Consider the following 22,222-nt stretch of genomic DNA (forward strand, 5'->3'; position numbering starts at 1 on the left):
AGTTGCTACTCAACGACCTGGACGCCTTTCCAGAACGCGACACGGCCGGTAATTTGCTTCGCGGCATCCTCTGGCGAAGGGTAGTACCAGGCCGCATCAGGATTCACTGCATCGCCGATAACGAGGTCGTATTAGCTGGCTTCGCCCTTCAAGATGGCCTTCATGCTTCTGACTCCCTGGCCGCCTCTTCGACATCGCTCAGGCTGCGCACTGAGCCTGTCGAAGTGACAGGTTCCCGCATCGTGGGCTACTTTTTCTGGTCGGTCAAGAAGATCTTCAAGATGTCGATCGGGATCGGGAAGACGATCGTGGAGTTCTTCTCTGTGGCGATCTCGGTGAGCGTCTGCAGATATCGAAGCTGGATGGTGACAGGTTCTACGGCCAGGATTCTGCCCGCCTCCGCCAGCTTTGCGGAGGCCATCAGCTCACCCTCGGCGTGGATGATCTTCGCCCGCTTCTCCCGCTCGGCCTCCGCCTGCTTGGCCATGGCCCGCTGCATCTCGTGCGGGAGGTCCACGAGCTTGATCTCCACTACGGTCACCTTGATCCCCCATGGATCGGTGTGTTGGTCGATAATCTGTTGGAGCCGCTGGTTGAGCCGCTCGCGCTCGGCCAGTAGCTCGTCCAGCTCGGACTGTCCGAGGACGCTCCTGAGGGTGGTTTGGGCGATCTGCGAGGTAGCGTAGAGGTAATTCTCGACCTGGACGATGGCGCGCTCCGCGTCGACCACCCGAAAGTAGATCACGGCATTCACCTTGACCGACACATTGTCCTTGGTGATGACGTCCTGGGAGGGAACTTCTATGGCCACGGTCCGGAGACTCACCTTCGTCATCCGATCAATCATTGGGATAAGGAGGATCAGTCCCGGGCCGTTGCCGGATCCGCCCACATTCACGATCGCCTTGGCGAGACGGCCTAGACGGAAGATCACGGCCCGTTCGTACTCAGGAAGTATACGGACCGAGCTGGCAAGGATGAAAAGCGCCAGGATGAGGAGAAAGAGTATCGGGACCAAGCCGAAAACAGTTGAGAGAATCTCCACGGGATTCATATCCGCCCTCCCTGTCGCTGTTGCGTTGACATTGCATCGGCTTCAACGGCCGCTGCCCCATTATCTTTGCTGACGAATAACATGAGCCCCTTCACCGACAGGACCCTGATCTTGTCGCCAGGCTCAGATCCCTCCTCACATTGAGCCGACCAGAGCTCACCCCCCACCAGGACGCTTCCCTCCGGTTTGAGCGGCGTCATGACTGTGCCGATCTGCCCGATGAGGCCCTCTGCGCCGGTGGTGGTCTTTTGGCGCTGGGCCCTGAGGGCCATCGTGACGATGAAGCCGAAGAAGGCCGCCGTTGCCGCGGTGGTCAACAGGATGGCGCCCAGTGAGATCCGCATGAACGGTTCGGGACTCCTGATCAACATTAAGGAACCGAGGATCATGGCGACAATTCCGCCCACGGTAAGCATTCCGTAAGAGGTAACCTTCACCTCGGCGATGAACAGAATGATCGCCAGCAGGATGAGGAGCAGTCCGGCGTAATTGATGGGCAGGGTCTGGAAGCCGTAAAAGGCCAGAATCAGGCAGATCGCCCCGAGGACCCCTGGCAGGATGGCGCCGGGTGTCGAGAGCTCGAAGTAGAGCCCGGCCAGGCCCAGCATTAACAGCATGTACGCAATGGTCGGATCGGAGATCACCTTCAGGATCTTATCCCGAAGGCCCATCTCGATCCGAGTGACCTCAATCCCCTTGGTGTGCAGCATGACCTTGCCGTGGGCCGTCGTGACCTCCCGGCCATCCAGCGCCACAAGCAGGTCATCCAGCTTATCCGCCACGAGGTCGATGACCTTGAGTTGCAGCGCCTCCTTCTCGGTCGCCGAGACGCTCTTGCGCACGGCATCCTCGGCCCACTGGGCATTCCTGCCGCGCTGCTCGGCGATAGTCCGGATATAGGCGGCCGCGTCGTTGGTGACCTTCGTGCTCATCTCTTTGTCCATCGGGCCCCCCAAATTGACCGGGTGGGCGGCGCCGATGTTGGTTCCCGGTGCCATGGCGGCCACATGGGCTGCCAATGTGATGAAGGCGCCGGCGGACGCAGCGCGGGCCCCGCCTGGCGAGACGTACACCACGATCGGCCGCTCAGCCGCCAGCATCTCCTTGATGATGGAGCGCATCGAGAGATCAAGGCCACCCGGGGTGTCCAGTTCGATGATCAGGGCCTGGGCCACCTCGTGGTCTGCCTGCTTGATGGCGCGGATGATATAGTCGGCTGCGCTAGGGGCGATGACCCCTTCCACCTGGATCGCCAGCACTGGACGAGCAGCGCGCTCCGGCCGGGAGTAGGTGGTGGCAGGCCACGCGAGCGCGACACCTATCAGCGCAAGCCATACGACGAGCCGTATAATCATTCGCCTACTCAATTCATGGATGGCCCAAAAATGTCATGCGCCAGAGGAGCGGGTATGGTTCTTGGCTTGCTCCCACAGCCCGTCCATCTCCTCGATGCTCATCTCTTTAAGACGACGACCATCTTGCTGTAGCCCCTCCTCCATATGCTGGAACCTGGTCGTGAACCGTGCGATACTCCTTCGAAGGGCGTCCTCTGCGCTCAGGTTCAGGAACCTGGCGAGATTGACCATGCTAAACAGGACGTCTCCTAATTCTTCCTCAACTGCCTCTGGCACAGCAGATCCGATGGCCTCCTTAAGCTCGCCAAACTCCTCTTCCACCTTTGCCATCGCCCCCGAGATCTCAGGCCAGTCAAATCCGACTCGCGAGGCCTTGTCCTGTAGCCGCTGGGCACGGAGGAGGCCAGGCAACTCTCTCGGGACGCCATCCAGGGCTGACGCGGGGATTGCGGCCACAGTATTGCGTTCCTCGCGCTTCAGTTCCTCCCATTGCTCCAGGACCTCACGAGTTGTGGAGGCCGTGCCGTCGCCAAAGACGTGAGGGTGGCGGCGCACCATTTTGTCGGCCGTCGCCGCCAGGACCTGCCCAATGGTGAACTCGCGCCGCTCAGCCGCGACCTGTGCGTGGAACACCACCTGGAAGAGGAGATCGCCGAGCTCCTCCATGAGGTGCTTGGGATCCCCCTCGTCGATTGCCTCCACCACTTCATAGGCCTCCTCGATCAGGAACGGCTTCAGGGTCTCCCGCGTCTGCTCCCTATCCCATGGGCATCCGTTATCCGCCCGGAGTCGCTCCATGATGTGCACCAACGCATCAAACTGCTCTCCGCTTGCTTCCGCCATTAGGCCTCCTTGACGCTGTGAGATCTGCATGTCTTTTCAGCTCGATTATACCTCCAGCAGCCCTCCCGGCAAAGCGAATCCCCCCGGGTGGTCCGGCACAACGACAAATGCTTTGACAAGGGGGGAGACGAACAGCTACCTTACGCTTTCACCGACTATCCCACGAGGCGACAACAATGGACTCTTTCTACATCAGCCTGGCCTTCGGCAGCGCCGCTGCGGCCGCGAATGTGGTGGGCGGGCTCCTGGTCACGATTAAACAGCAATGGGACGAGGTGCTGCTGAAGTACTTCGTTGCCCTCGGGGCCGGCTTCATGCTGGGGGCTGCCTTCCTTGGCATGGTTCCCGAGAGTATGAGTCTCACAGACCGCGCCCCCCTGCTTATTCTGGCCGGTTATCTCTTGATCCATTTTGCTGAACACATACTGGCCTCACATTTTCACTTCGGTGAGGAGACCCATGTGGAGGCTGTCTTAGCGCCCTCGGCAAGCCTATTCGCCCTTGTGGGCCTGTTGATCCATACCTTCTTCGATGGAGTATCGATCGCGTCAGGTTTCCATGTCAGCATGGGATTGGGGGTCTTAGTCTTTGTCGCCGTTGCCCTTCATAAGATCCCCGAGGGGTTTACGGTCGGCTCGATCATGCTGGCTGCGGGCAGGTCTCGCGGGATGGCGATGGCCTCGTCGATTGCCCTGGGTGTATCGACTATGGTTGGCGTCATATTTGCGTCCTACTTCCAGGGGTTGCTGGGGTATCGGCTGGCCTTATCGGCAGGAGTCATGATCTATGTGGCGGCGTCCGACCTGATGCCAGAGGTAAACCGCGAGAAAGGTTTCCTTATGGCGCTCATGGTATTCGTCGGCGTTCTGCTATACTACCTGACCGAGCGGCTGCTCTCGAGTTTCGGCTTCTGAGGCAAAGGTGGGCGGATTGGGCCTGCATCCTGATGCCGAGTCTGTTATACTGTGGAGATTGCGGCGATCGGTTACGACTAGGAGGCGGTGTGAGCAAACGAGGGGCAATCGCGAGCGTGCTTGCAGGCTTGGTTCTGCTGTCAGCAGGGCCGGCACTGGGCGAGATCTATTACCAGACCGACGAGAACGGGATCGCCCGTTTCACCAATGCGCCCACGACACCGCAGTACAGGCTGCTCCAACCAGGGGTGTTACCTCGCACTGCCAGGCTCACCGCCGCGAATATGTCAGAGCTGATCGATGCTTTCGCCGCCGAGTACGAGCTTGACCCTGGCCTGATTCGAGCCGTAATTCAGGTGGAGTCGAACTTTAACCGTAAGGCCGTCTCACCCAAGGGAGCGCAAGGGTTGATGCAGCTCATGCCGGCCACCATCTGGCGCCTCTCAGTGGGGGACGCCTACGATCCTCACGAAAATATCGGGGCCGGCGTCCGCTACCTTCGTCAGCTCATGGACCGGTTCCAGGGTGACTTGACGCTTGTGCTCGCCGCCTATAATGCCGGAGAGAACGCAGTCCTTCGGTACAAGGGGGTGCCTCCCTACAAGGAGACCCGTGATTACGTGACGAAGGTTCTGAGTCTGTACCAGCGTGGGCAACGGGAGCGTTCCACAAATGGGGTGATCAAGCCTGTCCCCGACTCCTATCGGGGAGCGGTCGCACGGGTAGTCGCTACGCCGCCGCCCGCTCCTGCGCCGCCACAGCCCATCTACAAGGCGGAGGCGTCCGGTACCGTTATGTACTCCAATATCCCGCCGATCGTCCATTCCCCTTAGGTGATGACGCGTCGCCGTCACGTGCCGTTGTAGTTCAAGAGTAACTACAAGGTAGATAGGCTGGAGGCTGGAGGCTTTTAAGGGTGAGTCATGCGTAATCACACAAAATTTCGAAAAGGTCTTGAATCTACTGGGGTTCATTCCCTGCGGCTTGCCGCGAGTTCGTCATACCGGCGGAAGCCGGTATCCAGAGGGCCCGACTGGATTCCCCCGTATCAAGTACGGGGCAGGCTTGTCAAGCACGGAATGACGGGCCAGAACAGAAGACGATACCCCGCAGCTTGCTGCGAGGTGGTTCATTTGGCTCGATTCGTGCCTTGCGAGATAATTTAGAACCTTCAGTCTTCAGCCTTCAGCCTAAACACCTGAGTAGTTACAACCGAAATGTTCAACGACAGAGGGAAAAAGCTTGACACGATGATCTGCTCAAATTAGATTATGTGCTTCGCGGTTGAGCAACGATAGATCGTTTTGAACGGCAACGTAAACCGGTAAGGTTGGAAGGGAGAAGGAGGAATGTCTATGCGAGAGATCATGGTTGGCGAGTCATTGGTAGGTGATGGCAACGAGGTAGCACACGTCGATCTGATGATCGGCCCCAAGAACGGCCCAGTCGGACACGCCTTTGCACAGTGCCTCGCTCGGCAGTCTGCGGGCCACAACGCCCTCTTGGCGGTCCTGGCGCCGAATGTCCCAGCGAAGCCTTCGACGGTAATGTTCAACAAGGTGACGATTAAGGGGGCGACCCAGGCGGTTCAGATGTTCGGTCCAGCCCAGGCGGGTGTGGCGAAGGCCGTGGTGGATAGCGTTGCTGAAGGCGTGATCTCCGCGAAGGATGCTGAAGACTTGGTTGTCATTGTCGGCGTCTTCATCCATTGGCAGGCGACGGATAATAAGAAGATCTACGACTACAACTATCAGGCGACCAAAGAATCAATCCAGCGGGCATTGGCAGAGCAGCCCTCGATGACTGACGTACTGGCGCAGAAGGATAAGGCCAAGCATCCGTTTGCGTAGTCGGATCGATAAGCGGCAGGAGTAAAGAACGGGATCGCGTGTAACGAAGGGGCTGCCGGGCGAGCGCTGAGAACCTGATCGGTCTCTTGCCCGTCAGCTCCCTCGATTTTGCTGAGTGAGGACCTATGGCGACAGAGCGAAAGCATCTTCTCTATTTTCTAACGACTGATTCCCACCCTAGTCCTTTCGACATCAATATGGCGTATGACGCAGGTTTCCACGCCGTCATCCCGTATGGTGACGTGACCGAGGAGTTAGCAGTCCTCCTGGTGCAGGATATTATCTTCTCTCGAGGGCCGAAAGGGGCCAAATTCAGCGCGCTCTTCATCGGGGGTAACGATATGGAGATCGCTGAGCGGGTCCGTCACGCCGCTGTGAAGAGCATGTTCCCCCCCTTTCAGGTGTCGATGATGATCGATCCCAAGGGGTCCTATACGACGGCCGTGGCACTCGTCGCCAAGGCGGAGAAGGCGCTAGGTGGGTTGCAGGGCAAGCTGGTGGCGATCCCGGGTGGAACGGGCCCCGTAGGTACGGTTGCCGCCACCCTCTGCGTGAAGCTGGGAGCCGAGGTGATCATCGGCTCCAGACAATTGAGCGGCGTAGAGCGTCTGGCGCAGCAATTGTCGGCGCGGACCGGTGGCTCCGTAAAGGGCGCTGCGATGGCAACGGATGAGGAAAAGATCTCGCATCTGCGAGGTGCTGACGTGATCCTCACGACGGGCAAGGCGGGTATTCAGATGATTTCTGAAGCGGTCCTGAAAGCGCTTCCGCCGGGTAAGCTTGTGGCCGACGTTAATGCCGTTCCCCCGACTGGTATCTACGATCTGTCGCCGCATGATGACCTGAAGGAGATCGTCCCCGGGATCAAGGGAATTGGGGCTCTCGCCGTTGGGGTCCTGAAATACGATGTCGAGATAGAAATGCTCGAGACGATCCGGACCTCGGATAAGTGTGTGGTTCTTGACGAGAATCAGGCCTTGGAGATTGCTCAGAGGCGTCTTTCCGTATAGGAGTGAGAATCAGGTGTCCGAGACACAGTTTATATTGATCACTGGCCGATCGACCAAGCAGGGAAGGGCGGTCCATCTTGGCAAACAAGCCCAAGAGTACCGGGACGAGATCTCGACCCTGCAGATTAACCTCAAGGATATTGAAGCCTTAGGGGTGCAGGATGGGGGTCAGGTGAAGGTATCATCGAACTACGGTTCGATGGTGGTAAAAGTAAAAAAGTGGGATATTCCGCAAGGGATAATCTTTATCCCCTACGGGGAAGTGAGCAATGCCCTGATCGGTTCGGATACCCAGGCAACAGGAATGCCGGATTCAAAAGGGATCAAGGTGGAGGTTGAACGCTATGACTGAGAGCGTTGCCGTAAAAGAACCGTATGTGATGACGGGCGTCGTGTGTCCTTATTGCGGCGTGACGTGTGACGATCTTGAGGTTCGGGTTGAGAATGGGAAGATCACGGAGGTTAAAAACGCCTGCGTCCTGGGTAAGGACACCTTTCTCCATCACCTGGAGGGATTGTCGACCCCGAGGCTGTATGGCAAACCGGCGACGATTGATGAGTGTATCGATGCGGCGGCAGAGATTCTTGCGAAGGCCAAGTATCCACTTATCTATGGACTAGACTCGACTGAGCTGGGCGCGCAGCGGGCATCGATCGAGCTGGCCGATCTGATCGGCGCGAATATCGATCACACCTCTTCTGTCTGCCACGCGCCGAGCTATCAGGCGGTAATGACGGTCGGCATCCCGACATGCACGTCGGGAGAGACGAAGAACCGAGCCGATCTGGTGATCTTTTGGGGATGTAATCCTGCTGAGGCCCACCCCAGGCACGCTACTCGTTATTCGGTGACCCCAAAGGGAATGTTCACCCCCAAGGGGAAGAAGGACCGGATGGTCATTCAAGTCGACGTCAGGCCAACGCCGACCACGCGAATAGCCGATGCCTTTATCCAAATGAAACCGAACTCTGATTATGAGGTCATCTCTGCCCTCAGGGCTCTCCTGAAGGGCCACGAACTGGAACAGGCCGAGATCGGAGGAATAGCGGTCGATGAACTGAAAGCTCTTGTAGAAAAGATGAAGAGCTGTAAGTTCGGGATCGTCTATTGGGGGATGGGCCTGACCCAGACCAGAGGAAAATATCTAAATCTCGTTGCGCTGCTCAAGCTTGCTCAAGATCTCAACGAGTTTACAAAGTTTTCGTGTGCGGCGATGAGGGGCCATGGCAATGTGGTGGGCATGGCTCAGGTGTTGACATGGCAAACGGGCTATCCCTTTCACGTGAATATGAGCCGTGGGTATCCTCGATTCAACCCTGGGGAATTCTCGGTGGTAGATCTGTTGGCCCGTAAAGAGGTCGATGCCGCGCTGATTATTGCTGGTGACGCCATCGGGAACTTTCCAGGGAGCCTGGCAGAGCATCTGCGATCGATTCCGTTGATTGCCATTGATCCCAAAGAGAGCGATACGACCAAAGTAGCCGACATCGTGATTCCGTCAGCGCAGGGTGCAATTGGTGCCGGGGGGATGGCGTACAGGATGGACCATATCCCCCTGATGTTCAAAAAGGTAGTTGAGTCACCCTACCCATCGGATCGGGAGATCATCGACCGCATCATCGCGAAGGTGAAGGCGATGAAGAGCCGCGGCAATGGCGCTCCCGCCCCGGCCGGTAGAGGCTGAGGATAATCGACATGGGACGTTCGTTAAGAATCACCGGTGGTGAAGTCTATGATCCGGCCAACGGGATCAACGGGGAGATCAAGGAGATCTGTGTTGAGGATGGAAAGATCGTGCGGTCCTGCACCGGGCCCGCTGAGGTCATTGATGCCGCCAACCTGGTCGTGATGCCTGGTGGTGTCGATATTCATACCCATGTTGGCAGTCCGGCGGTCAACGCGGCCCGCGGGTTCAGGCCAGAGGACCACCGGCATATGCATTTCAGCGCGAAACCCGGTATGAGATCCGGCGTTGGTTCAACTGTCCCTTCCACGTTTGCGACTGGCTACCTCTACGCTCAGATGGGCTATACCACAGTGATGGAGGGCGCTAACGCTCCCATCGGCGTTCGGCACACCCATGAGGAGTTGATTGATATCCCGATCGTGGATAAGGGGCTGTATATCGAATTGGGGAGTAACGAGTTTATTCTGAAGTTCATCAAGGCGGGCGAGATCGATAAGGTCAAGCGATATGTGGCCTGGCTCCTCCGTTCACTGAAGGCGTACGGCATCAAGCTGGTGAACCCCGGCGGCGTGGAGGCGTGGAAGTACGGGAAGGATGTCGAAACTCTGGACGACAAGGTCCACTACTTCGATGTCACGCCGCGCCAAATCCTGAAGACGCTCGCTTCAGTGAATGAAAGCCTCGGATTGCCCCATTCGATCCACGTGCATGCCAACCGGCTGGGTACACCCAATAACTACCTGACAACCTTAGAGACGATGCAGACACTCGGGAACGCCAGGGTCCATATGGCGCACGCCCAGTTTCATAGTTACGGCGGGAAGAACTGGGGTGGCTTTTGCTCAAAGGCGGCTGAGATCGCGGAGTATATCAACACCCATCCTAACGTGACGACAGACATCGGCCAGATTGTCTTCGGCGACGCCACCACGATCACGGCGGACGGCCCGTGGCAGTACCGGTTGTACAAGCTCACCAAAAATAAATGGTACAACCAGGACATAGAGGTAGAGTCGGGGTGTGGGATCGTCCCGTACACATATCGAGAGAATAACTTTGTAAACTCCCTTCAATGGGCCATTGGACTGGAGCTCTTCCTCCTGATTCGTGATCCGTGGCGGGTATTCCTCTCCACCGATCATCCAAACGGGGGCCCCTTCTACTTCTATCCCTGGATTATCAAGCTGCTCATGGACAAATCGTTCCGGGCTGAGATGTTGAAGCGTGTCCATAAGCGTGTGATGCCGGAGACCATCCTGCCGACTCTTGACCGCGAGTATACCCTTTACGAGATCGCCATCATCTCCAGGGCTGGACCAGCAAGAGCATTGGGGCTGAAGCATAAAGGCCACCTGGGAGTCGGGGCGGATGCCGATATTACTATCTATTCCAAGGATAGCGATAAGGAACAAATGTTCGAACATCCAGTCTATGTCATTAAGGCCGGCGAGACGGTTCTTCGAGATGGTGAGATCGTTCACAGTCCCCATGGAAAGACCATATTTGTTGTCCCGCCTGACGTCGGCGAGATGGACCCAACCTTTAAGACCGAATTCGAAAACTACTACACGATTCGGTATCAGAATTTCCCGATCGATATCGAGGACATCCCCAATCGAGAGGCGATTCCTGCGGGAGCTCCTCGATAACTAGGCGGGAGTTTCGGGTTCTGAGTTTCGAGTTTTGAGTTGCTGGTAGAGAGGCTTCGGATTTGACCCGAAACACGTAACCCGAAACCCGAAACTTTTTGTGGAGCGGCAATGGAGATTAACGGCGTTTGTATCGACGAGACATATGCGGAGGCATTCAACATGTATGCCAGCCGTGTGTTGATTACTGCCTGCAATAAGCAGTGGGCCCTGGTGGCGGCACAGAACATGGCGGGTTTCGGCACATCGGTCATTGGCTGTGGCTGTGAGGTCGCGATTGAGGGCGTCGAGCCGACGGAGACGCCCGATGATCGCCCTGGCGTGAGTGTCTTACTATTCGCCCCGTCGAAAAAGGCGGTTCAGGAGCAGCTCATCAATCGAATCGGCCAGTGCGTGATGACCTCTCCCACCTCGGCCTGTTACAACGCCCTGGAGGCGGAAGATCGCCTTTCGGTAGGGGGTAAGCTCCAATTTTTTGGAGACGGATTTCAGATCAGTAAGCGGCTCGACTCACGGATGACCGGAAATGGGAGCAACCCTAGGCGTTTCTGGCGAATTCCCGTGATGGACGGCGAGTTCATAGTCGAAGACCGGTTCGGTGTACAGAAGGGGGTAGCCGGCGGCAACTTCTTGCTGTTGGGGAGCGATCAGGCTCTGGCCCTGCAGGCTGCAGAGCGGGCGGTCGAGGCGATGCGGAAGATACCGGATGTCATCATGCCGTTCCCAGGTGGTATCGTAAGGTCTGGCAGTAAGGTTGGCTCGCGCTACAAGTTCCTTAATGCCTCAAGCAATACGGCCTTCTGCCCATCGCTGAGGCGGACGGTCAAGAGCGAGCTGCCAGAGGGGGTTGAGGCGGTCTTCGAGGTCGTCGTCGATGGCCTGACGCCGGAGGCGGTAGGGGAGGCAATGCGGGTTGGCATCCTGGCCGCGTGCGGTCCCGGCGTTGTACAGATCACCGCTGGTAACTACGGTGGGAAGTTGGGGAAGCATCACTTTTACCTTCATCAGCTCCTTTCGAGCTGACAGAGACCAGAGGGCAACATGCCACCAGTCGTGCTTCGTATGAAAGATGCCCCGACGAGTATTCCGCTTGAGGCCGAGGCGATCTCACCTGACATGTTCGTAGAGCGGAGTCAGGGGGAGATAGAGGCCCTGCCAGTAGCGTTGGGGAATGAGACCCACCAGCTTGGTGACTTCTTCAGCATTGAGGGAGAGCGATCGGATGAGATCGTTATAGAGGGCTCCACGGGCCGGGTTAAGTGGATCGGCTCGGGAATGACGCGGGGTCGGATTGTAGTCCACGGCGACGTCGGGATGCATGCCGGATCTTACATGCAAGGTGGCGAGATCCTTGTCGAAGGGAATGCGGACGACTTCCTCGGTGTCGAAATGAAAGGCGGGCTGATCCGGGTCAATGGCAATGCAGGGCATCGTGCCGGGGCCGCCTATAGGGGGAGCAAGTACGGCATGCAGGGCGGGATCATTCTGGTCGATGGAAACGTCGGGCACGAAGTAGGCGCCTATATGCGAAGAGGTCTCATTGTCATCAAGGGGAATGCCGAGGACTTCCTGGGGGCCATGATGGCGACCGGGACAATCTGTCTCTTCGGCCAGGCAGGCATCAGAACAGGAGGCGGAATGCAGAAAGGGACGATCCTCTGCATGCACCCTGTCGAAATGCTGCCGACCTTCGTCTACGACTGCTCCTACGCGCCGGTCTTTCTCCGGATTCTGTTCAAGGGGCTCAAGCATCTCGGGGTGGAGTGCCCCGCGGGGGCGAATGGCCTCGTTCGACGCTATCACGGGGACCTGGCCGATGTTGGCAAGGGCGAAATCCTGATCGCCGCCTGAGGAGGATGCGACCTTGTCTCTTAGTCTGAATCGCCGGGCCGGCGAGATACTTGATCGGATAGCGGAGCAGAGTGCGGCGCTAGGGATCTCGGTTTCGACGCTTACGAATGGCGCCAGGCTTGTCGATTTCGGGGTGAAGGTTCCCGGTGGCCTGCTCGCAGGGAAGGGGCTGTCTGAGATCTGCCTTGGTGGACTGGGGGAGGTGGCGTTTCTTCCACTGAGCTATGGCGACTTTTCGCTTCTCGGCGTCAGCGTGGCGATCGACGGCCCGGTGTTACCCTGCCTTGGCTCGCAGTATGCCGGCTGGAAGATCCAGCGTGGGAAGTTCTTTGCGATGGGTTCCGGTCCGGCCAGGGCGATGGCAAGGACCGAGAAGCTGTTCGAGACGATTCGTATCCAGGATGAGGCCGACTCGGCAGTCCTCGTTCTGGAGAGTGGTCGCCTACCTACCGAAGAGGTGGCCGACTATGTAGCGGAGAAGTGCGGTATCAAGCCGGATCGGGTCTCCTTGGCGGTCGCTTCCACGCGAAGCATGGCCGGGGCGGTACAGATCGCTGCGCGTTCCGTAGAGACCGCGATGCACAAACTTCTGGAGTTGGGATTTGACGTGACTAAGGTGCTGAGCGGCTTCGGGGTCTGCCCCATCGCGACTGCTGCCGCCGATGACCTGACCGCGATTGGACGGACCAACGACTGTGTCCTGTATGGCAGCGAGGTGTTCCTGACGGTCTCAGCAACCGATGGTGAGATTGAGGCCCTGATCGATAAGATCCCCTCGTCCTCGTCGCGAGACTACGGACAGTTATTCGGTGAGCTCTTCAAGCGGTATGATGGGGACTTCTATAAGATCGATCCATTCCTCTTCAGCCCGGCCAAGACTTCCATCACTAACGCCGCCAGTGGCAGAACCTATAGGGCCGGGCGCTTCAATGCCGAGCTGCTCCGGGCCTCCCTCCTCGGATAATCAAAAAACGCTGTCATGCGTTCCGCGTTCATTGCGTGCAGCGTCCCGCGTTTATAATGGACACAACGAACGCCGCACGCAACGAACACAATAGACGCGATGAAGATCGGGATCCTGGCCGATAGAAGAGGATGGCACGTCGAGGCCCTCGCGAAAGCGCTGGCGCAACGCGGCTGCCAGGCCGACTTTATGCCGATTACACGGCTGGTGGCCCGTGCTCCAGGTAATCCTCTTATCACGATCAATGGTCAACCCCTCGAATCCTACGATGCGCTACTGATCCGGACGATCCCGGAAGGATCGCTGGAGCAGATCATCTTCAGGATGGATGCCCTGCACCGACTGGAGGCGGCGGAGGTTCGAGTTATGAATCGGCCAGCTTCCCTTGAACGGACGGTTGACAAATACTATACGTCTAGCCTTCTCGCATCGAGCGGCCTGCCGACTCCGAGGACCGTAGTAGCTGAGGGGTTCGACGAGGCGATGGAGGCGTTCCGCGAATTCGGTGATGTGGTGGTGAAGCCGCTCTTTGGCGCCGGTGGGAGGGGGATAGCGCGGATCAGCGACGCCGATGTCGCTTACCGAACCTTCCGTGTCCTCGCCATGACTCGGAGCATCTTCTACATCCAGGAATTTGTTCCACACGGCGATTACGATCTCAGGGGTCTGGTGATAGGGGGTCGGGTGGTCGCAGCCATGCGCCGGTGGTCGGAGGGCTGGCGGCATAATGTCTCTCAGGGCGCGCGGCCGGAGCCTCACGCCATGGACGAAGAAGCGACCGGTCTCTGCCTCGAGGCCAGTCGACTGCTTGAGACCGATTATGCTGGGATCGATCTGCTGAGGACTCCTCACGGCTATACAGTAGTAGAAGTCAATAGCATCCCAGGCTGGTCCGGCCTGCAGCGAACCACGGAGATCGACATCGCTCAGGAGATCGCAGACCACCTGCTGAGTCAGCTTGGACACTGAACAGCACAGGGGGTGCGTAGGGGCGCCCCTTGTGGGTGCCCTCTCATGTGAGGTGCACAGTGCGACTGAATCCCCTATCCTCTGATACTGTCTCCCTCGCCGCACAGCTCGCATGCCTCCTGGAGGTGAGCGCTAACAAGCCTGGTAACGTCACCCCGTTCGCCGACTTCGCCGATACCTGCTACACCGACTTTCTGGCCAGCTCCGTCATCCTGGGGCGAGCCCTGCGGAAGACTGCAACGGTCGCCACCGGTTCGCTGGTCCTCGATGCGGTTCGAGAAACCAAGCGGCTGGTCGGCCGGAACACCAACCTTGGGATCGCGCTCCTCTTCGCTCCACTGGCAAAGGCGGCCCTGCGTAAAGGACGCCGCCCGCTTCGGTCACGCCTTCGTAGCGTACTGACCTCCCTGACGCCCTACGATGGGCAAAGGGTCTATGAGGCGATTCGGCTTGCCCAGCCCGGAGGGCTTGGGGACGCTAACCAGTTCGATGTCCGGGCGACCCGTGGCAGAGTGCCGCTTCTCGGTGCGATGCGCTTGGCGATGGATCGGGACTCGATTGCGCGTGAGTATGCCACCGACTTCGAGATCACCTTCACGATCGGTGCTCCGACCCTCGAGCGGTCTCTCCAGGAGTCGAACGATTCGGGAAGCTCGGTCATTCAGACCTACCTGACGCTTCTCTCTCGGGTTCCGGATTCTCTTGTTGAGCGCAAATGTGGCGCGCGCGAGGCTGGCAGAATCTCACGGGAAGCGGGAAAGATTCTGGCCATCGGTGGGGCGTTTTCGGAGCAAGGCAAGCGAAGGCTGGCTCGGTTAGACCACACTCTCCGGCAGAATGGGAACCGGCTGAATCCGGGGACTACCGCGGATCTCACCGCCTCAGCCCTTTTTGTTGTGATGTTAGAGAGAGGGATCGAGTTCGTGCTGGGAAAGTGAGCTACAGAGGCTCTTCAGTGTCGTGCGGCCAAGGCGAACATTATGGGAGGACCCCGCTAAGCGACTTGGAGGCGGCCCTGGCTAACGGACTGGAGCGCAAAAAATTCAATCAGGTGGTCGGCAACGGCTTTTTTCTGCTTATCCACCGTGATCACGTGGTAGCAGTCATCGAGTAAGATCAGGAGCTTCTGTATCGAAGCAATGTCATTGTACACCAGCTCGCCATTACGAGGACCGGTGATGTCGTCTTCGCGGGCCTGGAGGATCAAGGTGGGCGCCGTCACCTCACCCAAGCGACTACGGACGAGCGTGGAGAGCCGGTCTATATTGGTCAAGGTCTTCAACGGAAAGATCGGATACCCCATCGTGGCTGCCAAAGGGGCACTGATCGCTTGGTCAGCAGTATGGTTCATGCGAGTCCACAAACCCATGATCCATCGACGCAGGAGCGAAACGGAACCATACGACGCCCGCTTGTGGGCCTGAAGCCGTCTCTCCTTAATTCCAAAGGGTGGACCATCCTGGTGGAAGAGGAGATAGCCCAAAGGAGCCACCTTCATAACAAAGGGCAAGAGTGCCCTGGTCCAAGGTGTCTTCCACCCATCATAGAAAAAGGTGGGCGAGAAGACTCCGATTCCATCAACATTCACGGTCAGTGAGGAGTCCAAGGCCAGGAGTCCTCCCGCGCTCAGGCCGGCCACATAGAGGTGGTCGTACCGTTCACGTGCGAAGGCCAGTTGCATCTTCACGTGCGTGAGCCAGTCCTCCTCGGACGTTCTCACAAGATCCCTGAGCCGCGTGCAGTGGCCCGGGAGAGTCGTGGCATAGACGTCCCATCCATGGCGCGCCAACCGCCGTCCAAGGTAGCCCATCTCGGTCGGTGTCCCTGTGACGCCGTGAATCAGATACACCAAGGTGCGTGAGTCGGTGTGGAAGGCAAGGTCGGTCGGCTGACGGCCGACCATCTCATCAAGAGGACCAGGCCGCGTGGTCAGTTGTCGGCTCATGGCTTCTCTGTGCAGTGGGTGAACAGCCAGTCCAGTAGTTCTATGGCCAGATCGATCTCGCCTTTGGTGATATCCAGGCAAGGTGCAAGGCCGAAGACGTTCTTGTAGTGTCCCACGACGTTTAACACTAGCCCCATGGGGCCACGGGATGTTGGAATTCCCCCGGCCAGACCCAACTCGAAGATCCGGTCTGCGAGGGCCCTGTTGGGGGTGATCCGGTCCGCCTGCGTCACTTCAATACGAAGAGCTAAGCCCAAGCCGGCGACGTCCCCGATAGCGGTATGTCGTTTCTTGAGGTCTTCGAGCTGCCCCAGAAAATAGGCTCCCGATTCGGCCACCTTCCGCTCATAATTCTGCTGCTCGATCCACTGCAGTGTTGCCAAGGCTGCGGCCGTGCCCAGTGGATTGGACGAGAATGTGGAATGTGACGACCCCGCCGGAAAGGCCTGGGGAGAGATGAGGGGTTCCTCAGCCCATAGCCCAGAGAGGGGATTCAGGCCATTAGTCAATGTCTTTCCAAAGACGACGATGTTCGGCTTGACGCCGAAGTGCTCGATCCCCCAAAACTTCCCGGTTCTGAAAAATCCCATCTGGACCTCGTCGTCCACCAGGAGAATCTTCCGCTCATCCAGAATCTTCTTGAGCCGCAGGAAATACTCGGGGGGCGGCACAATATATCCTCCAACGCCCTGCACCGGCTCCACATAGAACGCGACAAACTCAGGCTCCTCAGCCTTAGCATCCCAGAATGAGTTGTACTCCGTCTCGAACAGCCGCTCGAACTGTTTGACGCAGTAATAGTCGCAGCTCTCCAGTTTCATGTCGTATGGGCATCGATAGCAGTACGGGAAGGGCACAAAATGTGCTCGGTTCGAGAAATGGCCGAAGCGTCGGCGGTATCGGTAGCTGGAGGTGATCTCGGAAGCTCCGAGGGTCCTGCCGTGGTACCCCCCCGTAAAGGCCATGAAGAGGGATTTGCCGGTAGCAATACGCACGAGTTTAATCGAGTCTTCAATGGCCTGGGAGCCCCCCACGTTGAACTGCACGCGCCCTTTGATTCCGAAGGCTCGGAGGCACTCGATCGCCAATTTCTCGGCTGTCAGGACCTTTTCTTCATGGAGATACTGGCCGGCCAATTGTGGCAATTGCTCGAGCTGCGCTATCACCGCCTCTACGATGCGCTGGTTACGATAGCCGAAGTTGACCGTCGAGTACCACATCTGGAGGTCGAGGTATGGCTTGTCCTCGCGGTCGTAGAGAAAGCTTCCTTCACAGCCTTGAAAGAACTTCGGCTTGGGAGAGTAGTGCGCCGTATCGCCATGCGAGCAGTACTGCGCTTCCTTTTCGCGGAGTACTGCTTCGCTGAGTGGGATCTTATCTATGCGATTCATGCGAAACAGCCCACCCCTTGAAAGAGACGTTCAGTGACTTCGGTGAGCGTCTCGAACGGTTCACAGGCGATTCCCTGGAGATCACACCACTCTCGCAGCCCCGCCTTCGCGTAGACCTTTTGTGCCATGGTCGAGATGCAGCGGTCGGATCGTCCATCTCCGATATACATTGTCTCCTTAAGCGAGAGGCCGAAAAAGCTGGCGACGGCACATTTACACGTCCCGGCCCCAACCAGACAGTCGGGTGAAGCATATGGGGAGCCGAGCGAGAGGGACCCGTTCCCATCGCAGGCCAGGCGATTAGAGATGACGGGAATGTAGGACAGACCGTGCCGACGCAGTACCGCCTCGATAAACCGATCGACGCCGTCGCTGACGATGATAAGCGGGATACCGTATTGTGCGCACCGTTGCGAGAGCGTCACGATGCCCTCGTCGATAGGGAGATCAGCCGCAAACCGCATGAGTGTTGACAGATCTGCCTGAATCAACTCCACCTGTCTAGCCATACACTCTCGGCTGGTGATCTCACCCCGCTCCCATCGGCGCTCCCATTCACGGAATTCCGGCAGGGCAAAGGCTTCGAGGATGGCGAGCGTGGCATCTGTTTTGGTGATGGTCCCGTCAAAATCGCAGAGGACTTGAAAAGCCGGCAGACCGCTAGGCATGCGCAGAGATCGAGAACTCGCTGCCGATTTTTCTAGCTTGGGAGGACTGATCGTTGAAGGAAAGGCTTGATCCATACCCATATTGTAGAATAACATAACCAGCAAGAAAGATACAAGTAAAGCCGCTACTGTCCGGCTATCGAACGACTCGACACCCGATCACCATGGGCTATCTCATTGCCGGCAAGCTGAAGTTTGTCTTACCCACATGAAACAGCGAGGAACTACAAATTGAGAGTTAAAATATTCGCAGATGGCGCAGACAAGACTGGCATCCTGGAAATGTACTGTAACCCGCTGATAAAAGGGTTTACCACCAATCCGACGCTGATGCGTAAAGCCGGAGTCTCTGACTATCAGGCATTTGCGCTTGACATCCTCCGAGCCATTCCCGATCGTCCCATCTCCTTCGAAGTCTTCTCAGACGACTTCACCGAGATGGCCCGTCAGGCCCGCAAGATCGCAGGATGGGGCGAGAATGTCTATGTGAAGATCCCCGTCACAAACACCCAAGGCGAGTCGTCCGCAAAGCTGGTCCATGATCTCGCCCGAGAAGGGGTCAAGCTGAATGTGACAGCGCTGACGGCACTGGATCAGGTACGCGAGATGAGTGCCGCTCTAGCAGAGGGACCTCCGGCTATTGTGTCGGTTTTCGCCGGGCGTGTCGCGGATACAGGCAGAGACCCGGTGCCGCATATGGCGGCAGCCGTGGAGTGTGTGCGTTCGTACCCGAATATTGAATTGATCTGGGCCAGCCCTCGTGAACTGCTCAACATCTTTCAAGCCGACGCCATTGGCTGCCATATCATTACCGTGACACATGACATTTTAAAGAAATTGAACCTGATTGGTAAGGACCTGCATGAGTTCTCACTCGACACTGTCAAGATGTTTCACGATGATGCCATGAAGGCCGGTTATACGCTGTAGAGGCCGGATGGTCCTGCCTACTGGTGAAGGAGGCCAGTCCTGCATTGATTAAGATTCAGGGATCTACCGCGGGCGGCTCCATCGGACGTTTAACAGGGAGAACCTGCATGACGATCGCGCTGATCACGGGAATCACCGGGCAAGACGGCTCCTACCTGACCGAGCTGCGGCTCATGACAATTTAGCTAATCTCGGCCCCTCTATTGGAGGCCTTTGCTAAGAAGACGATCGCTTCAATTTTCCCTTGCATAGCCTGCATGAGACGATGCTTCAGGTGATCGGCTTGGTCCTGATCCATAGTCAGCCCATAGACCGCCGGTCCCCAGGAACTCTGCCCTACCCCTAACGCCCCAGCCCTTCGCATCGCCCTGGCCAGTTCCGCCCCCTGCGTGGTGGCAAAGGTTCCGCCCTGGACGGATCTGAACCAGTTTCCGACAATGCGCTGAATCCTGGTAAGCGCCTCACCGAATACAACGGGGTCGCGCTCGAGCACCGCCGGGAGCATCTGCATGAGCAGGATGCGGCTGAGCCGTCCCGCGGCGGTGGCAGGACGTAGGGCAAGCCGGCCAAACGCATCGACCTCTGCAACTCCGGCAAGCCCACGGTCGACATGGGGAATTGCCACGACAAAGGTCCACTCCTCTGGAAAGGGGTAGCGGACGATCGTGGGCGGAACGAGATTCCGGGTTCGTGTTTCGGTTTGCCTTAACCCACTCGAAACTCGAAACTCGAAACTCGAAACTGTTTCGCCTGCGGTGTTCATTCGCCGTCCGGCATCCACGACGAAACCGCCCTGCTCGAAGGCGGCGATCCCAATCCCCGACCGAGCCCCTCTGTCCATTACGGCTGCCAACTCCCGAACACTGGCGTCGATGGAGAAGAGACGAGCCAGCGCTGAAGCAACGCTGAGCGCAAGCTGCGTCCCGGAGCCCAAACCTGCATGGGCAGGGATTATTGCCTTGACGGAGATGTGAACCCCTTGCTGGAGATTGTAGTGGCGGAGAAAACGGCGTGCCAACGTGAGGACTCGACCCCGCTCTCGCCCTACAGCCGAGAGGCGATCCGCCGGTGACGCCTCGAGAACGACCGAGGGCTCGCCGATCGCCAGCCCGATGCTCCCAAACATCCGACCCAATGAGCCGTCCAGGTCGATGAAGCCGAAGTGAAGTCTGGCAGGGGCCTTGACCGTGACGCCCATTACTGCTGCCGCTCGACGTAATCCTGAAGGTATCGCATCGCCTGCGCTTCCTGTTCTCCACCGGTCTTCTGCACAATCTCAGTCAGACGGCGATACTCCTGAAGGATGTGCGCCACGCCAAGGAACCGGACTCGGGTGGCGAGGATTGTTGCCTCAATAATTGCGTTCTTCGCGCGGCTGAACCCGATGAATTCGCGCAGGATCCCCTTTTTGAGGATCTTGCAAAGGAAGGTCGCGCGCTCTGATGCTGTGTTGGTGTGCATGACTGAACACTCGTAATACGAGCAGGCGTCTGTCAGGACAATGCCGGTGACCAGCTCGGCCGGAAAGGTAGGAAAATGAGGTCTGGAGATGGCGCTTTCGGCGAACAGACGGATCGAGTCGGTCAGATTAACGACAGCGGCCCCGGTTGCGATAATATTTTGGCAGGTGGCTGAATCTTTATAGGGTCGGATGAGGAGTTCCCCTTCCCCGATAGTGATCCCCATCGGCGCAAAATTCGCCCCTCCAGCCTCATCTAACGTTGTTACAATACTTTCGATGATCATCCGTTGTGTCCATCGCGTCCACGCTATAGACGCTATAAACGCCGCACGCTATTGACGCGAGGGGAGGCCGTGTTCAAGATACCCCCATTTGAGATCTTCTTCCTGGATGTATTTTTTCCCAAGCAGCATCGCGAGCCTCGCCTTCATCAACTCACGACCCAGGTAAAAGGCGTGGCCAATCGGTTCCGGGCCAAGGTACGCCTTAACCTGGTCGAAGATCCGGTGGATGTCGGTCTCCTTGATGAAGAGATCGCGGTTGAACGCGTAGATGGCCGCTCGATCGGCAAATATTCGGAAGTTCGGGTCTGTCACCATCCGTTGCATCTGACGCAGCTCCGCCTCGGATGGACAATCGACCCTCCGGTCTTTGATTGTGAGCAGACCGTCGTCGATGTCTTTTGGCAGCACCCCCCGCCGTCTGGCGTAATACATCAGCCGCCGGGCCAGGTCCAGCTCGCGTACCGACCCTCTGGCCCACGAGGCCACCTCGGTGGTAAGTACATATCGCACCTGTAGCTCCGACATCACCCCTGTGAGGAGCGCATTGATCCCCGTGCTGTCGGCATCGGTTAGCTCTGTGACGTTTCCCACCCCCATAAGGATCTCCGCCTGCGGGAAGCGGTGTCTCGCCTCAACGTAGCGGGCGAGCGACTCGGCAAAACCGAAGGTGATCGGCGCGAGGATCGGGTCGATGAGATATCGTGTGCAGCCCAGGCGCTCTACGGCCTCGATATTCGCCGCAAGGGAATCCAGCCCCTTGCCGAAATCGGGGATGATCACCGGGGTACACGCCAGATCCGGGGCCAGATGCAGATTCTGTGAGTTCAAGCTCAGGAGAAACTCCGCGCCGGCCTTGTCGGCGGCGATGATCTCCTGCGTATTGAAGGTATCGATGCTGACGCGAAACCCCTCGGACCGAAGCACCGAGACGATCTCGCCGACATTGCCGGCCGGTCGCGCCGGGATGCAGCCAACGTCGATGACGTCCGCGCCACAGGCTACGTAGTAGCGAGCCTTGCTGAGGACCTCGCCTATCGGCAGCGTGGGGGCGTCGTTGATTTCGGCCAGGATGGTCAGGTCGTGGCCGCCATACCCCTCCCGTTTCTTCTCTACGCCAAAGTAGTAGGGGATATCACGCAGATCTTTCGGCCCCTTTTCGACCTTCACGCCCAGCGACTGTTCTAGCTCTTGAGGTTCCACGCGGCAGAGTCCGGGGATCATCAGCAGATCACAGCATGGCGACCGAAGAGAATGGATGATGAGGGGCGTAGTCATCAGGGCGGCCACGCTGATCTTGAGGACGGCCACCTCGTATTCGAAATCGGCCTGCATGCCTGCCAGCGTCTCTTTCAGGGCGCGCTCTGCCAGCTTGCCGGTAACGAAGAGAATCTTCAT

Annotated in this window: 22 protein-coding genes and 1 pseudogene; 13 read left to right on the forward strand and 10 right to left on the reverse strand. The window is 57.9% G+C overall.

The window, feature by feature from the left end:
* Window positions 1–5 precede the first annotated feature (5 nt).
* The 4 genes and pseudogenes from CLG94_RS06605 to mazG form a co-directional block, all read right to left on the reverse strand.
* Window positions 6–131, reverse strand: a pseudogene (locus tag CLG94_RS06605) (DUF427 domain-containing protein); the annotation flags it as partial.
* A 116-nt stretch (window positions 132–247) separates the two neighbouring features.
* Window positions 248–1,054, reverse strand: coding sequence for a slipin family protein (locus CLG94_RS06610; protein ID WP_107562078.1), 807 nt, complete (start codon window positions 1,052–1,054; stop codon window positions 248–250).
* Window positions 1,051–2,409 (reverse strand): NfeD family protein, encoded by a 1,359-nt coding sequence (locus CLG94_RS06615; protein WP_107562079.1) that lies wholly within the window; start codon window positions 2,407–2,409, stop codon window positions 1,051–1,053. Before CLG94_RS06615 ends, CLG94_RS06610 begins: the two co-directional genes overlap by 4 nt.
* 33 nt (window positions 2,410–2,442) lie before the next feature.
* The gene (mazG, locus tag CLG94_RS06620) at window positions 2,443–3,252 is read right to left on the reverse strand and encodes a nucleoside triphosphate pyrophosphohydrolase (protein ID WP_107562080.1); all 810 of its coding nucleotides are present in this window, start codon (window positions 3,250–3,252) and stop codon (window positions 2,443–2,445) included.
* A gap of 176 nt (window positions 3,253–3,428) precedes the next feature.
* On the opposite strand from mazG, the gene CLG94_RS06625 reads away from it, so the two are divergent.
* The 12 genes from CLG94_RS06625 to CLG94_RS06680 all read left to right on the forward strand — a co-directional run bounded on the left by CLG94_RS06625 (window position 3,429) and on the right by CLG94_RS06680 (window position 15,085).
* Window positions 3,429–4,166 (forward strand): ZIP family metal transporter, encoded by a 738-nt coding sequence (locus CLG94_RS06625; RefSeq protein WP_107562081.1) that lies wholly within the window; start codon window positions 3,429–3,431, stop codon window positions 4,164–4,166.
* Window positions 4,167–4,255: 89 nt separating this feature from the next.
* Window positions 4,256–4,999 carry a lytic transglycosylase domain-containing protein gene (locus tag CLG94_RS06630; RefSeq protein ID WP_239993153.1) on the forward strand — a complete coding sequence of 248 codons (744 nt, stop codon included), beginning with the start codon at window positions 4,256–4,258 and terminating at the stop codon, window positions 4,997–4,999.
* A gap of 516 nt (window positions 5,000–5,515) precedes the next feature.
* Window positions 5,516–6,016: a formaldehyde-activating enzyme gene (gene fae, locus CLG94_RS06635; protein ID WP_107562083.1), complete on the forward strand. Its 501-nt coding sequence runs from the start codon at window positions 5,516–5,518 to the stop codon at window positions 6,014–6,016.
* A gap of 125 nt (window positions 6,017–6,141) precedes the next feature.
* A complete protein-coding gene (locus CLG94_RS06640) occupies window positions 6,142–7,026 on the forward strand; it encodes an NAD(P)-dependent methylenetetrahydromethanopterin dehydrogenase (protein WP_107562084.1) in 885 nt (294 codons plus the stop codon).
* A gap of 13 nt (window positions 7,027–7,039) precedes the next feature.
* The gene (locus tag CLG94_RS06645) at window positions 7,040–7,378 is read left to right on the forward strand and encodes a molybdopterin dinucleotide binding domain-containing protein (protein WP_107562085.1); all 339 of its coding nucleotides are present in this window, start codon (window positions 7,040–7,042) and stop codon (window positions 7,376–7,378) included.
* The gene (locus tag CLG94_RS06650) at window positions 7,371–8,711 is read left to right on the forward strand and encodes a formylmethanofuran dehydrogenase subunit B (RefSeq protein WP_107562086.1); all 1,341 of its coding nucleotides are present in this window, start codon (window positions 7,371–7,373) and stop codon (window positions 8,709–8,711) included. The genes CLG94_RS06645 and CLG94_RS06650 overlap by 8 nt, the downstream gene beginning before the upstream one ends.
* A gap of 11 nt (window positions 8,712–8,722) precedes the next feature.
* The gene (locus CLG94_RS06655; RefSeq protein WP_107562087.1) at window positions 8,723–10,363 is read left to right on the forward strand and encodes a formylmethanofuran dehydrogenase subunit A; all 1,641 of its coding nucleotides are present in this window, start codon (window positions 8,723–8,725) and stop codon (window positions 10,361–10,363) included.
* 111 nt (window positions 10,364–10,474) lie between these two features.
* Window positions 10,475–11,386: a formylmethanofuran--tetrahydromethanopterin N-formyltransferase gene (gene fhcD / locus CLG94_RS06660; protein WP_107562088.1), complete on the forward strand. Its 912-nt coding sequence runs from the start codon at window positions 10,475–10,477 to the stop codon at window positions 11,384–11,386.
* Between the two features lie 18 nt (window positions 11,387–11,404).
* A complete protein-coding gene (locus tag CLG94_RS06665) occupies window positions 11,405–12,214 on the forward strand; it encodes a formylmethanofuran dehydrogenase subunit C (RefSeq protein ID WP_107562089.1) in 810 nt (269 codons plus the stop codon).
* A 13-nt stretch (window positions 12,215–12,227) separates the two neighbouring features.
* Window positions 12,228–13,178, forward strand: a complete 951-nt coding sequence (gene mch, locus CLG94_RS06670) for a methenyltetrahydromethanopterin cyclohydrolase (RefSeq protein WP_107562090.1) — start codon at window positions 12,228–12,230, stop codon at window positions 13,176–13,178.
* A 99-nt stretch (window positions 13,179–13,277) separates the two neighbouring features.
* The gene (locus tag CLG94_RS06675; RefSeq protein WP_107562091.1) at window positions 13,278–14,147 is read left to right on the forward strand and encodes an ATP-grasp domain-containing protein; all 870 of its coding nucleotides are present in this window, start codon (window positions 13,278–13,280) and stop codon (window positions 14,145–14,147) included.
* Window positions 14,148–14,206: 59 nt separating this feature from the next.
* Complete coding sequence (locus CLG94_RS06680) at window positions 14,207–15,085, forward strand: triphosphoribosyl-dephospho-CoA synthase (protein WP_161954063.1); 879 nt, start codon at window positions 14,207–14,209, stop codon at window positions 15,083–15,085.
* A gap of 56 nt (window positions 15,086–15,141) precedes the next feature.
* Here the strand turns inward: CLG94_RS06680 and CLG94_RS06685 are convergent, their stop codons facing one another.
* The 3 genes from CLG94_RS06685 to CLG94_RS06695 are packed head-to-tail and all read right to left on the reverse strand — an operon-like array spanning window position 15,142 to window position 18,151.
* Entirely contained in the window at window positions 15,142–16,092 is a 951-nt protein-coding gene (locus tag CLG94_RS06685; protein WP_107562093.1) for an alpha/beta hydrolase, read from the reverse strand.
* On the reverse strand, window positions 16,089–17,483 hold the full coding sequence (locus CLG94_RS06690) for an aspartate aminotransferase family protein (protein ID WP_107562094.1): 1,395 nt from the start codon (window positions 17,481–17,483) through the stop codon (window positions 16,089–16,091). The genes CLG94_RS06685 and CLG94_RS06690 overlap by 4 nt, the downstream gene beginning before the upstream one ends.
* A complete protein-coding gene (locus tag CLG94_RS06695) occupies window positions 17,480–18,151 on the reverse strand; it encodes an MtnX-like HAD-IB family phosphatase (protein ID WP_161954064.1) in 672 nt (223 codons plus the stop codon). Before CLG94_RS06695 ends, CLG94_RS06690 begins: the two co-directional genes overlap by 4 nt.
* 231 nt (window positions 18,152–18,382) lie before the next feature.
* Between CLG94_RS06695 and CLG94_RS06700 the strand changes: the two genes are divergently transcribed.
* On the forward strand, window positions 18,383–19,081 hold the full coding sequence (locus CLG94_RS06700) for a transaldolase (RefSeq protein WP_107562096.1): 699 nt from the start codon (window positions 18,383–18,385) through the stop codon (window positions 19,079–19,081).
* Between the two features lie 181 nt (window positions 19,082–19,262).
* On the opposite strand, the gene CLG94_RS06705 is transcribed toward CLG94_RS06700, so the two are convergent.
* Genes CLG94_RS06705 through CLG94_RS06715 form a run of 3 tightly spaced genes read right to left on the reverse strand, consistent with a single transcriptional unit; the run spans window position 19,263 to window position 22,222 of the window.
* Window positions 19,263–20,279, reverse strand: coding sequence for a beta-ribofuranosylaminobenzene 5'-phosphate synthase family protein (locus CLG94_RS06705; protein WP_107562097.1), 1,017 nt, complete (start codon window positions 20,277–20,279; stop codon window positions 19,263–19,265).
* Complete coding sequence (locus CLG94_RS06710; protein ID WP_107562098.1) at window positions 20,279–20,827, reverse strand: DUF447 domain-containing protein; 549 nt, start codon at window positions 20,825–20,827, stop codon at window positions 20,279–20,281. The genes CLG94_RS06705 and CLG94_RS06710 overlap by 1 nt, the downstream gene beginning before the upstream one ends.
* Window positions 20,828–20,875: 48 nt before the next feature.
* Window positions 20,876–22,222 (reverse strand): DUF6513 domain-containing protein, encoded by a 1,347-nt coding sequence (locus CLG94_RS06715; protein WP_107562099.1) that lies wholly within the window; start codon window positions 22,220–22,222, stop codon window positions 20,876–20,878.

This window comes from Candidatus Methylomirabilis limnetica (assembly GCF_003044035.1).
Lineage (GTDB): Bacteria > Methylomirabilota > Methylomirabilia > Methylomirabilales > Methylomirabilaceae > Methylomirabilis > Methylomirabilis limnetica.

Coding starts and splice junctions, on each gene's coding strand:
- CLG94_RS06610 (WP_107562078.1), bottom strand. CDS start 1,054: ATGAATCCCGTGGAGATTCTCTCAACTGTTTTCGGCTTGGTCCCGATA.
- CLG94_RS06615 (WP_107562079.1), bottom strand. CDS start 2,409: ATGATTATACGGCTCGTCGTATGGCTTGCGCTGATAGGTGTCGCGCTC.
- mazG (WP_107562080.1), bottom strand. CDS start 3,252: ATGGCGGAAGCAAGCGGAGAGCAGTTTGATGCGTTGGTGCACATCATG.
- CLG94_RS06625 (WP_107562081.1), top strand. CDS start 3,429: ATGGACTCTTTCTACATCAGCCTGGCCTTCGGCAGCGCCGCTGCGGCC.
- fae (WP_107562083.1), top strand. CDS start 5,516: ATGTCTATGCGAGAGATCATGGTTGGCGAGTCATTGGTAGGTGATGGC.
- CLG94_RS06640 (WP_107562084.1), top strand. CDS start 6,142: ATGGCGACAGAGCGAAAGCATCTTCTCTATTTTCTAACGACTGATTCC.
- CLG94_RS06650 (WP_107562086.1), top strand. CDS start 7,371: ATGACTGAGAGCGTTGCCGTAAAAGAACCGTATGTGATGACGGGCGTC.
- CLG94_RS06655 (WP_107562087.1), top strand. CDS start 8,723: ATGGGACGTTCGTTAAGAATCACCGGTGGTGAAGTCTATGATCCGGCC.
- fhcD (WP_107562088.1), top strand. CDS start 10,475: ATGGAGATTAACGGCGTTTGTATCGACGAGACATATGCGGAGGCATTC.
- CLG94_RS06665 (WP_107562089.1), top strand. CDS start 11,405: ATGCCACCAGTCGTGCTTCGTATGAAAGATGCCCCGACGAGTATTCCG.
- CLG94_RS06675 (WP_107562091.1), top strand. CDS start 13,278: ATGAAGATCGGGATCCTGGCCGATAGAAGAGGATGGCACGTCGAGGCC.
- CLG94_RS06685 (WP_107562093.1), bottom strand. CDS start 16,092: ATGAGCCGACAACTGACCACGCGGCCTGGTCCTCTTGATGAGATGGTC.
- CLG94_RS06690 (WP_107562094.1), bottom strand. CDS start 17,483: ATGAATCGCATAGATAAGATCCCACTCAGCGAAGCAGTACTCCGCGAA.
- CLG94_RS06695 (WP_161954064.1), bottom strand. CDS start 18,151: ATGCCTAGCGGTCTGCCGGCTTTTCAAGTCCTCTGCGATTTTGACGGG.
- CLG94_RS06705 (WP_107562097.1), bottom strand. CDS start 20,279: ATGGGCGTCACGGTCAAGGCCCCTGCCAGACTTCACTTCGGCTTCATC.
- CLG94_RS06710 (WP_107562098.1), bottom strand. CDS start 20,827: ATGATCATCGAAAGTATTGTAACAACGTTAGATGAGGCTGGAGGGGCG.
- CLG94_RS06715 (WP_107562099.1), bottom strand. CDS start 22,222: ATGAAGATTCTCTTCGTTACCGGCAAGCTGGCAGAGCGCGCCCTGAAA.